This is a genomic window from Achromobacter mucicolens (genome assembly GCF_029866465.1).
Lineage (GTDB): Bacteria > Pseudomonadota > Gammaproteobacteria > Burkholderiales > Burkholderiaceae_B > Achromobacter > Achromobacter mucicolens.
Map to the genome: position 1 here is coordinate 1979244 of NZ_CP123364.1, position 13171 is coordinate 1992414.

At 67.4% G+C, this 13171-nt stretch carries 14 protein-coding genes; 4 read left to right on the forward strand and 10 right to left on the reverse strand.

Features of this window, described 5'->3' with window-relative positions:
• Window positions 1-25 precede the first annotated feature (25 nt).
• Window positions 26-841, reverse strand: coding sequence for an AraC family transcriptional regulator (locus QEP15_RS08980; protein WP_175156700.1), 816 nt, complete (start codon window positions 839-841; stop codon window positions 26-28).
• A 165-nt stretch (window positions 842-1006) separates the two neighbouring features.
• Between QEP15_RS08980 and QEP15_RS08985 the strand changes: the two genes are divergently transcribed.
• Window positions 1007-2242: an MFS transporter gene (locus QEP15_RS08985; protein WP_056315973.1), complete on the forward strand. Its 1236-nt coding sequence runs from the start codon at window positions 1007-1009 to the stop codon at window positions 2240-2242.
• A 377-nt stretch (window positions 2243-2619) separates the two neighbouring features.
• Complete coding sequence (locus QEP15_RS08990; RefSeq protein WP_280148675.1) at window positions 2620-3852, forward strand: GGDEF domain-containing protein; 1233 nt, start codon at window positions 2620-2622, stop codon at window positions 3850-3852.
• Here the strand turns inward: QEP15_RS08990 and QEP15_RS08995 are convergent.
• The gene (locus QEP15_RS08995) at window positions 3842-5758 is read right to left on the reverse strand and encodes a S9 family peptidase (protein WP_280148676.1); all 1917 of its coding nucleotides are present in this window, start codon (window positions 5756-5758) and stop codon (window positions 3842-3844) included. The genes QEP15_RS08990 and QEP15_RS08995 overlap by 11 nt on opposite strands.
• Window positions 5759-5896: 138 nt before the next feature.
• Here QEP15_RS08995 and QEP15_RS09000 point away from each other — a divergent pair, with 138 nt between their 5' ends.
• The gene (locus tag QEP15_RS09000; RefSeq protein WP_056315981.1) at window positions 5897-6352 is read left to right on the forward strand and encodes a BPTD_2524 family lipoprotein; all 456 of its coding nucleotides are present in this window, start codon (window positions 5897-5899) and stop codon (window positions 6350-6352) included.
• Between the two features lie 19 nt (window positions 6353-6371).
• Here the strand turns inward: QEP15_RS09000 and QEP15_RS09005 are convergent, their stop codons facing one another.
• Entirely contained in the window at window positions 6372-6794 is a 423-nt protein-coding gene (locus tag QEP15_RS09005; RefSeq protein WP_152383986.1) for a PaaI family thioesterase, read from the reverse strand.
• Window positions 6795-6869: 75 nt separating this feature from the next.
• Here QEP15_RS09005 and dinB point away from each other — a divergent pair, with 75 nt between their 5' ends.
• Window positions 6870-7967, forward strand: coding sequence for a DNA polymerase IV (gene dinB / locus QEP15_RS09010; RefSeq protein WP_280148677.1), 1098 nt, complete (start codon window positions 6870-6872; stop codon window positions 7965-7967).
• On the opposite strand, the gene QEP15_RS09015 is transcribed toward dinB, so the two are convergent.
• The 7 genes from QEP15_RS09015 to QEP15_RS09045 form a co-directional block, all read right to left on the reverse strand.
• Window positions 7964-8428 (reverse strand): GatB/YqeY domain-containing protein, encoded by a 465-nt coding sequence (locus QEP15_RS09015; protein WP_128828002.1) that lies wholly within the window; start codon window positions 8426-8428, stop codon window positions 7964-7966. The genes dinB and QEP15_RS09015 overlap by 4 nt on opposite strands.
• Before the next feature lie 80 nt (window positions 8429-8508).
• Complete coding sequence (locus tag QEP15_RS09020) at window positions 8509-8949, reverse strand: excinuclease (RefSeq protein WP_128828003.1); 441 nt, start codon at window positions 8947-8949, stop codon at window positions 8509-8511.
• A 63-nt stretch (window positions 8950-9012) separates the two neighbouring features.
• Window positions 9013-10239, reverse strand: a complete 1227-nt coding sequence (locus QEP15_RS09025; protein ID WP_217617841.1) for a beta-ketoacyl-ACP synthase — start codon at window positions 10237-10239, stop codon at window positions 9013-9015.
• A complete protein-coding gene (fabG, locus tag QEP15_RS09030; protein WP_217617842.1) occupies window positions 10239-10970 on the reverse strand; it encodes a 3-oxoacyl-ACP reductase FabG in 732 nt (243 codons plus the stop codon). The genes QEP15_RS09025 and fabG overlap by 1 nt, the downstream gene beginning before the upstream one ends.
• On the reverse strand, window positions 10967-11422 hold the full coding sequence (locus QEP15_RS09035; protein WP_056315998.1) for a hotdog family protein: 456 nt from the start codon (window positions 11420-11422) through the stop codon (window positions 10967-10969). Before QEP15_RS09035 ends, fabG begins: the two co-directional genes overlap by 4 nt.
• The gene (locus QEP15_RS09040; RefSeq protein ID WP_217617843.1) at window positions 11419-12618 is read right to left on the reverse strand and encodes a beta-ketoacyl-[acyl-carrier-protein] synthase family protein; all 1200 of its coding nucleotides are present in this window, start codon (window positions 12616-12618) and stop codon (window positions 11419-11421) included. The genes QEP15_RS09035 and QEP15_RS09040 overlap by 4 nt, the downstream gene beginning before the upstream one ends.
• A complete protein-coding gene (locus QEP15_RS09045; RefSeq protein WP_056316002.1) occupies window positions 12615-13169 on the reverse strand; it encodes a DUF3261 domain-containing protein in 555 nt (184 codons plus the stop codon). Before QEP15_RS09045 ends, QEP15_RS09040 begins: the two co-directional genes overlap by 4 nt.
• Window positions 13170-13171 lie beyond the last annotated feature (2 nt).

Below are 13171 nucleotides of genomic sequence, written 5' to 3' on the forward strand. Positions count from 1 at the left end.
CGCCCAGGGGGAATTCAGCGTTATGTCAGGCGCCTCCGGCGCCGGGGACGGATTGCAGGTAGCGCTGCGGGGGCGCGCCCAGCGCTCGGTGGAACATGGCCGAGAACGCGCTGGCGCTACGGTAGCCGAGGTCCGCGGCAATCCGCGCGACGGGCTCGCCCAGCGACAGGCGGCACACGGCGTCGGCCAGGCGCACCTGCTGCACCCATTGGCGGTAGTTCAACCCCAGTTCGCTTTGAAACAATCGGATCAATGTGCGGCCGCTGGCGCCGATTTCGCTGCCCCAGTCGTCGATGCCGCGCTGCAGGCCGGGCTGGTCCAGGATGGCCGCGCAAATGGCTTGCAGGCGCCGGTCGCGCGGCCAGGGGATCTGAATCGGCACGACACGGGCCGCGGCCAGTTCGGAAAGGATCAGTCCGGCGACCTGTTCGATCCGTCCCCCCAGCGGGTAGTCGATGGGCTCGGCCGTCAGCGCCAGGATCAGTTCGCGCAACAGGCCGCTTACCTCGATCACCTGGCACTGGGGCCAGTAGCCCGCGGCCGCTTCGGCCTGGATGTAGAGCGAACGCATGGAGACCGCGCCCACCATGTCCACGCCGTGCGGCACGCCGGCCGGCACCCAGAGCGCGCGCAGCGGCGGCAGGGCCCAGAAGCCGCTGGGCGTGGTGACGCGCATCACGCCTTCGATGGCGTAGATGAGCTGCGCGCGGGGGTGCGAATGCGAGCCGGTCTGCGCGCCCGCGGGAAATTCCTTGGCCATTGCCGTCACGATGCGCGGGCGATGCTGGTAGTCCTGGGCATTGATGCTGCGCGCGGGATCGGGGGCGGGGCGCACGACCATGGTGTCACTTCCGGCAAAAGAATGAGGGCACGCCCAAAAGCGCAGTGCGCCTATTTTGTCACTTTGGCGACGAAAATTGGCAGATCGCGCGGACGCCGGATTTCTACACTTGAGGCCTGGTTCCGGCGTCTGGCCGGCTGTCCTTCAATCTTTCTTGCGCGACCCATGAACTCCGCCCAGAATCCCGCCGCCGGCCTGGCCGCCACTCCGCCCGCGGCACCGGCCGCCTCGTCCGATCCCTCCACCGCCTTCAAGGTGTTGGGCGCCATCAGCGTGGCGCATCTGATGAACGACATGATCCAGTCGATCCTGCTCGCCATCTATCCGATGCTCAAGGATTCGTTCAGCCTGACGTTCACGCAGATCGGCTTGATCACGCTGGTCTACCAGCTTGCCGCGTCGTTGCTGCAGCCCTTCATCGGCTTGTACACCGACCGGCATCCGAAACCGTACTCGCTGCCGGTGGGCATGGGGTTCACGCTGGTGGGCCTCTTGCTGCTGTCGATGGCGCCGTCCTTCGGCTGGCTACTGGTGGCGGCGGTGCTGGTGGGCACGGGCTCGTCGGTGTTTCACCCCGAGTCGTCGCGGGTGGCGCGCATGGCGTCGGGGGGGCGGCACGGGCTGGCGCAGTCGCTGTTCCAGGTGGGCGGCAATGTGGGATCGGCGCTGGGACCGCTTCTGGCGGCGCTGGTCATCATTCCGCACGGACAGGGCAGCGTGGCGTGGTTCTCGGTGGCGGCACTGTTCGGCATCGGGGTGCTGATCTGGATCGGCCGCTGGTACAGCGCGAACCGCGTGCTGCTCAAGCCGCGCGCGCGGCGCGAGGGCGCGGACAATGGGCTCACGCGCCATCAGGTGATGGGCGCGTTGGCGGTGCTGGGCGTGCTGGTGTTCTCGAAGTACTTCTATCTGGCCAGCCTGAACAGCTACTTCACCTTCTACCTCATCGACAAGTTCGCGCTGTCGGTGCGCGAGGCGCAGCTGTATCTCTTTCTGTTCCTGGCCGCCGTGGCGGTGGGCACCGTGGTGGGAGGACCGGTCGGCGACCGCATCGGCCGCAAGATCGTGATCTGGGTGTCGATCCTGGGCGTGGCGCCTTTCACGCTGATGCTGCCGCACGCGAACCTGTTCTGGACGGGCGTGCTGGTGGTCATCATCGGCGTGGTGCTGGCCTCGGCGTTTTCGGCGATCGTGGTCTATGCCCAGGAACTGGTGCCGGGCAAGGTGGGGATGATCGCGGGGCTGTTCTTCGGCTTTGCGTTCGGCATGGGCGGCCTGGGCGCGGCGGTGCTGGGCAGGCTGGCCGACGCCACCAGCATTGGCCATGTCTATCAGCTATGCGCCTATCTGCCGCTGCTGGGCGTCGTGGCCATCCTGTTGCCGAAAATGCGGCGCGTGTAGGGGCGCCCGCGAGGATCGCAGGAGTGGGGGCGCCAAACGTACGCGCCACGCCCGCGGGGCGTGGCCGTCGACGCACGGAACTTTACGGATATTTGCGTAAGTTAACTGTCAATTACTGCAAAGGGAACGTCACGGCGCGGGCGCCTTGGCGTATTCTTTCGTCGCAGGCCGTGCGATCGTCTTGGCGCGGGCAGTAAAGGTTCTGAACGAACAGGCGCGCGTTGCCTCGATGGGCAAACGCGCAGTGGGTCATTTTGTCGTTCTGGTAACAAAAAGCATCAAAAATGCTGACGTGTAACGCGTTATCGATTGCGAACCCAGTGCAACTGCAATTCCCAACGGCGGGGCAGGCCCAGAAGGCCTGAGCCGGAACAACCATGACGACTAGCTTGTTTTTCCTGATGTGGGGACTCGCCACGGCGCTTGCGTTGCCGCTGCTGCTGCCATTTCATGGCCGCGGCGTCGAAGGCGTGCCAGCGTTCATGGCGGCCAATGCGCTGGCCGTGCTGTCGATGCTGGCCTACGCGTGCGCCGAAATGATGCCGCCCGCGGCCTATGTGATGGTGTCCAACGCGGCCTGGGCCGTGTCCGCCGCGCTGGTGTACATCGGCGTGCGCCAGTTCTTCGGCTTGCATCCGCACATCCTGCGCACGACCGTGTTGTGCTCGCTGTGCACGTTTGGCTTTGCGCTGCTGCTGTATCGCAACGACAGTCTGCTGTCGCGAATGATGCTGTATTCCGGCTACACCTGCGTGCTGATGGCGGCAACGGGCTGGGTCATCTTCCGGCAGCGGCGGCGCATCCAGACCAAAGGCGTCGTGCTCTACCTGCTGCTGGCCTTCTTCGGGCTGGTGGGATTGCACGCGCTGCGCGTGTATGTCTACGGCGCGGGCGTGGAAGCGCCGGTGTCGCTGCTGCAGCCGTCGGCGTGGGGCCTGTTCTTCATCGTTTGCGGCTCGGTCACGGTGCCGGGGCTGTTTCTGGCGCTGCTCTTTATGATCCAGTCCAGCCAGGCGGAAAAGATGCAGGCCGCGCTGACGTTCGACAGCCTGACGCAGGCCTACTCGCGGCGCAGCATCCTGGACGAGCTGGAACGCGAGCTTCAACGTTGCGAGCGCAGCGGCGGGAAGCTGGCGGTGCTGGTGCTGGACATCGACCATTTCAAATCCATCAACGACCGCTATGGGCACGCGGGCGGCGACACTGCGTTGCGGCACTTCGCGCGCGTGGTGCAGAACGCGGTCCGGTCGAGCGACCGCTTCGGACGCATGGGCGGCGAGGAATTCGTGCTGCTGATGTACGACTGTGATCCGGCGAGCGCGCTGGTGCAAGCGCAGCGCGTCTGCGACGCCTTGCGCGACATGCCGCTTTACCTGCAGGGGTTGGAAGTGCAGATGACCACGAGCGGGGGGCTGGCGTCCTACCAGCCCGGCGATAGCGCCGACGTGATCCTGGCGCGGGCCGACGTGGCGCTGTATCGGGCCAAGGAACAGGGGCGCGACCGGGTGGAAATGGCCTGGAGCGGCCGGGGGATGGTTCGGGCAGGCGGCGGCCAGCCGGCCGCCGCCAGGAATGCCCTGGAGGCCGAAGCCGCGGGCACTACGGCTTGAGGTGTTCCGTCAGGAATTTCTCCATGGCCTCGTAGAACTCGAACTTGTTCTCGTCGTTGTGGAAGCCGTGGCCTTCGTTGTCCTTGACCATGTATTCCACATCGACGCCGCGAGCCTTGAGCGCCGACACCATCTGATCGCTCTCGTCCTTGTTCACGCGCGGATCCTTGGCGCCTTGCGCCACGAATAGCGGCGTGCGGATCTTGTCCGCATGCAGCGCCGGCGACGTGGCGGTCAGGCGGTCGCGGTCCCGCACCGGGTCGCCCACCATGTCCTGCATCTTGTCCAGCATCGGCTTCCAGTAGGGCGGAATCGACTTCATGAACGTAAAGAGGTTGGACACGCCCACGTAGTCGACCGCCGCGGCGTACAGGTCCGGCGTGAAGGCCACGCCGGCCAGCGTGGCGTAGCCGCCGTAGCTGGCGCCATAGATGCCGATGCGCTTGGGATCGGCGATGCCTTGCTTGACCAGCCATTCGACGCCATCGGTGATGTCGTCCTGCATCGCCAGGCCCCATTGTCCGAAGCCCGCTTCCCAGAAGTCGCGGCCGTAGCCGGTGGAGCCGCGGAAGTTCATCTGCAGGACGCAGAATCCGCGGTTGGCCAGGAATTGCACTTCGGGGTTGTAGCCCCAGCCGTCGCGGGCCCAGGGGCCGCCGTGCGGGTTGACCACGCAAGCCAGGTTCTTGGGCGTGCGGCCCGCAGGCAGCGTCAGGTAGCCGTGGATGGTGCGGCCGTCGCGGCTTTGGTAGCTGATGGGCTGCACCCGCGACATGTCGGCCTCGGGGATCGCCGGATTCAGGTCCGCCAGCTTGGTCAGCGTGCCGGCCACCGCGTCATAGATGTAGCGCGAACCGGGCGTGCGGTCGTTGTAGGCGGCGACGATGAACTTGTTTTCGTCGCGGTTGCCGCCCTGCAGGACGACGTCGTAGCCGGGCAGGCGCTCGGCGAGGGTCTTGTACAGCGCTTCGGTTTCGGCGTCGAAGAATTTGTATTGCGGCTTGTCGGTCTGGTAGGACGCGACGGTCAGCACGCGGCGCTTGCGCGAGAATGCCGCGCCGTCCAGGTCGACCGCGTCGGGCGTGAAGATGACGTCTTCAACGTCCGGCGTGGCCGGGTCAATGACGACGAGCGAAAGCTTGTCGCGGCCGCGGTTGCTGAGCGCGTAGAACTTCTTGTCGTCGAACGTGAAGAACGCGGGGCTGACGCTGGTGCGGTAGTCGGTGGTGATGAGGGGGCGGAAGTCTGAGGCTTCGTCGTCGCGGTAGAGCAGGGTGGTGTTCAGCCCGTCGCTGGCGACGGCGGCGCGCACCTTGCCGGCGTGGTCGGTCTGCCAGCCGACGATGTCGCCCGGGTTCTGCGCCACCAGCACGGCCGCGCCGGTGTGGACGTTGACGCGGTAGACGTCGAAGACTTCGGGGTCGCGCTGGTTGTGACTGATCAGCACGTGGTCGGGATCGTCTTCCAGGTCGTCCTCGATGCCCGCGCGCACGCCCTCGTAGGGCGTCAGGTCGGTGATCGTCCCGGTCTTGGCATTGACGGCCAGGACGTGGAAGTTCTCGTCACCGCCAAAATCCTTCTGGTACAGCACCACGTCCGCGCCTTTCCAGAAGTAGGCGCTGATGTCGCGCGCGGTCTCGCGGGTCAGTTGGCGCGGCTCGCCGATGAGCTCGCTGCCTTGCAGGGGCTGCACATAAATGTTCATGCGGGCCGGATTGCCGTCCACGCTGGTCGGCTGCATGAACGAGAGCGTCTGGCCGTCGTCCGAGAGCCGGAAAAAGCCGCGATCCGGGTTGCGGAAGAAATCTTTCAGGGGATAGGCGCGAGGAGGCGGCTGCGTGGCGCAGGCACCCAATGAGGCGCCGACAATGCCGGCCGCCAGGACGGTGCGCAGGAATGAGAACAAGGGAAACCTCCGTGATGTCGATCCGCGTTGCAATGGCCGGTCGATAATGCCATAGCCGCGCGAGGGGTGTCGAACCGGCCCCACTTATGCCGCCAGGCGGTTTGCGGGATAATCGCGGCAATTCTTCTGGAGATTTACATGTACAGGAATCTGGTCGCGGCCTCGGCGCTGGCCCTGGGGCTGGCCGGCTGCTCGCTCGGCATTTCGCCGGACAGCGCGTCGCCGCACAGCGAATTCAAGGCGCCGGTGGCGTTCAAGGACGCCTACGATGCGGTCATCCGCCAGTCCAACGCCTGCCTGCGCAGCACCGACAACGCCTACCGTGTCGTGTCCGACCTGAACGAAAGCGCGCAAACCGGTGTGGTGCGCGTGCTGGCGCCGTACTCTGATCGGGAAATGTCGCGCGTGGACCTGAAGTCGCTGGGCCCGAAGTCCACGGACGTGCGCGTCGTGATGTGGGGCAAGGGCACGTGGGATGCCGCCGCGATGCGCGCCATGCAGGACGCGGTGTACTACGGGCTGGTGTCGTGCAGCACGTACATGCCGCTGGATCCGCGTCCGCCCGTCAAGCCGTCGCGCGACCTGCCCAGGTAGGATAGGGAGCCTGGTAAGGTCAGTCGCCGCCCGGACGGCGGCGGATGATCTTGAAGGTGGCGGTGGCGCGCGCCACCAGTTCGCCGTCAGCGCGGCGGATGTCGCCCTCGCAGAAGGCGATGGAAGCGCCGCGGCGCAGGCACCGCGCCTCGATGACCAGATCGCCGGTGGCGGGCGACAGGAACGTGGTGTTCATGTCGATGGTGGCCATGCCTTCGGTGGCGTCGGCCGAGCCGCGGGCGGCGGCGCTCAGGGTAAAGTCCAGCACGCTCATCAGCGTGCCGCCGTGCACATCGCCGCGGCTGTTGGTCAAGTCTTCGCGCCACGGCAGCGTCGTGCGGGCGTAAGCGGGCGCGATGCTTTCCGGCACCAGGCCGATGAAACTCATGAAAGGAATGGTCAGGCCGAAGTAGTCGGTGTTGGCGCGGGCGGGTGCAGTCATGGATCCGTCGGGGGCAAGAAGGGATAGCGAATTGTCGCCGGTCATAATATATGTTTTTGCCACGGGATTGAGGCCATGACGGGGCAGGCGCCCGCGCAGTCCGCGCGCAAGATCGTGCATGTGGACATGGATGCTTTCTATGCGTCCGTGGAGCAGCGCGACAACCCCGACCTGCGTGGCAAGCCCGTGGTCGTGGCCTGGACGGGCCCGCGCTCGGTCGTGTGCGCGGCCTCGTACGAGGCCCGGCGCTACGGCATCCATTCCGCGATGTCGGCCATCAAGGCCGAACGCCTTTGCCCGCACGCGATCTACGTGCCGCCCGATTTCAACCGCTACCGCGACGTCTCGCGCCATGTGCGGCAGATCTTCGCGCGCCATACCGATCTGATCGAACCCTTGTCGCTGGACGAGGCCTACCTGGACGTCACGGTCAACAAATGCGGGCTGCCGTCGGCCACCGAGGTGGCGCAGGTGATCCGCCAGCAGATCCGCGAGGAAACCGGCCTGACCGCGTCGGCGGGCGTGGCGCCAAACAAGTTCCTGGCCAAGATCGCGTCTGACTGGAACAAGCCCGATGGGCTGTTTGTCGTGCGGCCCAACAAGGTGCTGGCGTTTCTGGAGTCCTTGCCGGTGCGCAAGGTGCCGGGCGTGGGCAAGGTCACGCAGGCGCGCCTGGAGCAGCTTGGAATCCAGACGGTGGGCGACCTGGCGACGCACAGCGCGCAGGAACTTGAGCACTATTTCGGCCGCTACGGCCGGCGCCTGTATGAACTGGCGCGCGGCATCGACGAACGCGAGGTGCAGACGGACCAGCCGCTGCAACAGGTGTCCGCGGAAACCACGTTTTCCAACGATGTCCGGCTGGATGCCGTGGGAGACGCGCTGGACCGCATGGCGGAAAAAGTGTGGGATCAGGCGCTGAAGAAGGGCGCCTTGGGACGCACGGTGGTGCTCAAGCTGAAGACCGACCGCTTCCGCATTCTGACGCGCAGCCAGACCTGCGCGCAGCCGCCAGCATCCGCCCTGGAACTGGCCGCGCTGGCTCGGCTGCTATGCGAACGGGTCGAACTGCCGCCGGACACGCTGTACCGGCTGGCGGGCGTGGGCATGAGCAACTTCGCAGACCCGGCGGAGCAGTCGCGCCAGCCGGATCTGTTTGGGGGGGCGTTTTAGTTTGCGAGGCGGGCTTTCACTTGCTGCGACAGCGCGGTCATGTCGGCGCGGCCGGCCAGGTTCTGCTTGAGGATCGCCATCACCTTGCCCATCGCGGGCGCGCCGGTCACGCCTTGCGCGGCCACTTCCGCCAGCGCGGCGTCGATGGCGGCAGCCACTTCCTCGGGCGTCGCGGCCTGGGGCAGGAATTCCTGCAGCACGGCGAGTTCGCCCTTTTCCTGCTCGGCGGTTTCAGTGCGGCCAGCCTGCTCGAACGCGGCGATGGACTCGCGGCGCTGCTTGACCTGCTTTTCGATGATGGCGGTGATTTCGGCGTCGGACAGATCGCGGCGTTCGTCCACTTCCTTCTGCTTGACGGCAGCCAGCAGGAATCGCAGCGTGGTCAGGCGCTCGGTGGCCTTGGCGCGCATCGCGTCCTTGACGGCGTCGGACAGGCGGGTCTTGAGCGTAGCAGTGCTCATCGGTAAACCTTTGTGGTGTTGCGGTAATCGGGAAGTGTAAACCGGGCCGGGGCGCACCGGGCGGCCCCGGCCCGTTGCGCTTACTTCACCGTGGCGAGGTCGCCGCGCAGCGCGACGCCTGCCACCATGGCGCCGGCGTGGCACTCGTAATCGGTGGTGCTGCGGTATTCGTTCTTGCGGTAGTAGCTGACGATATTGGTGACGGCATTGGCGCCGGCCTTCTTCGCGGCTTCATGCAGCGCGATCACGGCGGACTGGGCCACCCACACGCAAGCCTCTTCGTCCTTCTTGGCAAAGGCGTTCGTCTTGCGGTTGGTGACCACGCCGGCCTCCAGCACCTTGCCCTTGGGCCCCGTGCCCGCCAGGTAGAACTTGACGCTGCCGTCGATCTTGCCGGCGTCCTGCGCGGCCTTGATGGCGGCCGCGAGGGGCAGGTGGACGGTGCGATCCGCGGCCAGGACCGGGGCGGTCAGGGCAAACGACACGGCCAGCGCGCCAGCGAGCTTGCAATGGAGGGTCATGACTTGCATTCCTTGATGAGACGTTGGAAAAGCGGGAAAGCGGGGAAGCGGCGCTGGCCCGCGTCAGGGCCAGCGCTTGAAGATCAGGGACGTGTTGATGCCGCCGAACGCGAAGTTGTTGTTCATCACGTATTCGTTGCTCATGCGCCGGCCGTCTCCGTCCAGATAGTCGAGCTCACCGCATAGCGGATCGACATTCTGCAGATTCAGCGTGGGCGCGTACCAATCGTTCCTGAGCATCTCGATGCTGAACCACGATTCCAGCGCGCCGCAGGCGCCCAGCGTGTGGCCCAGGTAGCTTTTCTGCGAACTGATCGGCATGCGGCTGCCAAAGAGGCCGGAAGTCGCCTGCGTTTCGGCCACGTCGCCCTGTTCGGTCGCGGTGCCGTGCCCGTTCACGTAGCCGATTGCCTCGGGCGGCAGGCCGGCGTCGGCCAGCGCCATCTCCATCGCGATGCGCATGGTGGCCGCCTCGGGCCGGGTGATGTGCGTGCCGTCCGAATTGCTGCCAAAGCCCACGATCTCCGCGTGGATGCGCGCGCCGCGGGCCTGGGCGTGTTCCAGCGATTCGAGGACCAGCATGCCGCTGCCTTCGCCGATGACCAGTCCGTCGCGGTCGCGGTCGTAGGGGCGGGGCGTCAGTTCCGGCGTGTCGTTCTTCTGGCTGGTTGCGTACAGCGCGTCGAACACCAGCGCTTCGCTGGGGCACAGTTCTTCGGCGCCGCCCGCCAGCATCAGGTCCTGACGGCCGTAGCGGATGGCCTCGTAGGCGTAGCCGATGCCCTGGCTGCCGGACGTGCAGGCGCTGGAGGTCGGGATGATCCGGCCCTTCAGTTCGAAGAAGATGCCGATGTTGGCCGCGGTGGTGTGCGGCATCATGCGCACGTAGGAATTGGCGTTCAGGTCATCCGTCACGCCGTTCAGCAGCATGTTGCCGAAGGCGCGGATTTCCGCGGTGCTGCCGACCGACGATCCGCAGGCCACGCCCATGCGCCCGTCGGTGATGCTGCGCTCGCCCAGCAGGCCGGCGTCGGCCAGGGCGTTTTCGGCGGCGCGCACCGCCAGCTGCGACACCCGGCCCATGCTGCGCAGCTGCTTGCGCGTCCAGTGCGAGGGCGGCTGGAAGTTTTCGACCGGGCCGCCCAGACGGGTGTTCAGTTCCGTGTAGCGCGACCAGTCGGGCATGACGCGAATGGCGCTGCGGCCCTCCTGGAAAGCCTGCTGGATAGCCTGCCATTCCGATCCCAGGGCGCTGATGCCGGCCATGCCGGTGACAACGACGCGTTTCATCAGCAAAGTCCTCCGTTTACAGCGATGACCTGGCGCGTGATGTACGCGGCGCCGGGGGACATCAGGAATGCCACGGTCGCGGCCACCTCTTCGGGCCGGCCCATGCGCTGCGCCGGGATGGCCTTCAGGATTTCTTCGACGGGCACCTGCTCGTCGATCATGTCCGTATCGATCAGACCGGGCGCCACACAGTTGACGGTGATGTGGCGTTTGGCCAGTTCCACGGCCAGCGCCTTGGCGGCGCCGATGAGGCCGGCCTTCGAGGCGCTGTAGTTGACCTGTCCGCGGTTGCCGACCAATCCGGAGACCGAGGTCATGCATACCACGCGGCCCGCCGCGCGGCGGCGGATCATGGGCATCGCCAGCGGGCTCATCACGTTGTAGAAACCGTCCAGGTTGGTCCGCAGCACCTGGTCCCAATCGTCGCCCGTCAGGGCGGGGAACGCGCCATCGCGCGTCAGGGCGGCATTGAGCACCACGCCGTAATACGCGCCGTGCGCGTCGACGTCTGCCTGCAGCACCGCGGCGCACTGCGCGCGGTCGGCCACGTCGAACTGAAGGATGCGGGCCTGGCGGCCACGGGCCTGCACCTCGGCCTGGACGGCCTCGGCCTGCGCGCGCTGTTGGCGGCAATGCAGCACCAGATCGTGGCCCGCGTCGGCCAGAGCCAGCGCGATGGCGCGGCCGATGCCGCGGCTCGAGCCGGTGACGAGAATGGGGTCGGCGCTCATTGGGGGGCTTGTTCCTGCATAAGGGTGTTGGGGTCGCTGGGCTGATAGACGTTGAGCCGGGCTTGGGCCAGCACGCGCGTGCCCTCGCGCAGTTCGCATTCGAAGACGCTCATGCCGCTGGCGTCGATCAGGCCGCGTTCGACGTGGATGGTGAGGGCGGCGCCGGCGGGCAACGATGCGTCGTGGCATTCGTAGCGCCGTGTGCCAAGCAGGAAGCCGAGCTTGACGGCTTCGTTGGCCTGGCGGGCCTGGCAACCTGCCCAGGCGCCGACGGCCTGCGCCATCAGTTCCATGCCAAGCCAGGGCGGCAGGGAGCCGTCGGGCAGCGAGTAGGGGCCGGGCCGCACGACGGCCTGAGCGGTAAGGCTGTCCGCGTCATGGTGGGTGACTGCGTCGAGCAGGATCATGTCGCCTGCGTGCGGCAGCAGGCTGGCGATGGGCCACGTCGTCATGGCTGGCCTCCCAGCACCAGGCTGGCATTGTTGCCGCCGAAGGCGAACGAGTTGCTCATGGCGAGCCGCCGCTGGCCCGCCGGGTAGCGGTGCGCTGACGTGCTGAAGTCCAGCGCGGGCAGCGCCGGATCCGGTTGGCCATCCCACACATGGGGCATCAGCGCGCCCTGCGTGTTGGCGGCGGACAGCGTGATCCAGGCCAGCGCGGCTTCCAGGGCGCCGGCCGCGCCCAGCGTGTGGCCGGTCAGCGCCTTGGTCGACGCGCAGGGCACGCCGTTCGGAAACACCGCGTGCGTGGCGTGGCTTTCCATGGCGTCGTTGTGCGGCGTGCCGGTCCCGTGCAGGTTGAGCCAGCCGATGCTGGCGGCGTCCACGTTGGCCGATTGCAGCGCGGCCTGCATGGCCCGGCGCGCGCCTTCGCCGGTCGGGTCGGGCGCGGACATGTGCCAGGCGTCGGAGCTGGCGCCGCCGCCTAAGAGCGCCACGGCGTTGGCATCGGCCGGATCGGGTTCCATCAGGAACAGCACGCCGGCTTCGCCGATGTTGATGCCGCGGCGATGGGCCGAGAAGGGCGCGCACAGCGCTTCGTCCACCGCTTCGAGCGTCGCGAAGCCATTGATGGTCAGGCGGCAGAGCGTGTCGGCGCCGCCGCAGATCACTGCGTCGCACAGGCCCAGCTGCAGCAGCCTGCGCGCCGACAGCAGGGCGCGGGCGCTGGAGGTGCACGCGGTGGACAGGGTGTAGGCCGGCCCCGTCACGCCCAGCCAGTCCGCAAGGAAGGCGGCGGGCGAGGACAGGGCCTGCCGGCGGTAGTCGTAGTCGTCCGGCCAGGCGCCGTGCGCGCGCAGATGGCGGAACGCGGGCGCATTGTCGTTCACGCCGGACGTGCTGGTGCCCAGCACCACCGCGACCCGCGCGGCGCCGTACCGGGCGATGGCGCCGCGCAGCCGGTCCTCGATCTGGAGGGCTGCGGCAAGCAGCAACTGGTTATTGCGGCTGTGGTGATGCACGGGCATGTGCGGGGGCGCCGGCGGCAGCGCGGCGGTGACGGCGCCCAGCGTCAGTGTGCGGCCGTTCACCCAGCCGTCCTGGGCGCGCATGCCGCTGGTGTCGCCCGCGAAAGCGGCGCGGCCGACGGCGTCCACGCCAGCACCCAGCGCGCAGACGATGCCGGGAGTGCCAAGCCAGGTCGTCATGGCTGCTCCTTCAGGGGGGTGATGCGCCACGTCACGCCGCTGGCGCTGCCGATCGACAACGCCTGGCTCTGCGAGTCCGCGGGATAGGTGACCGTCCAGCGCACCTTGCCGCCATCGAGCAGCAGACGTTGCGTGGCGCCGCCTTGCGAGGCCGCGCGCCACGACGCCTGGCCGTAGGCTGCGTCAAGTTCGGCCTGCGGGGTCCAGGCAAACATCAGCGCCGCGAACAGATCGCGCGCCTGCGCGTTGGGCCGCATGAAACCATCGTTGCGCCATTGCCCGCGCTCCAGCATCTGGCGCGCCTGCGGCACGCCCATGGGGTCGAACAGCGACCACCGCAAGGCGGCGTCTTCGCGCTGGACCACCAGCAGCAGGTCCTGGGCGGGCTGGCCCGGCGCGGCCTGCACCACGTGCAACTGGCGCGGCAGCGAAAAGCCGGCGTCGCGCGCGGGCAGGGGCGGCGCGCCCGCGCAGCCGGCCAGCGCCAGCAAGGCCAGCGTCATCGCCAGGGCGCGGCAGGCGGACAGGAAGGAGGCGGGATGGGCGGTCATGG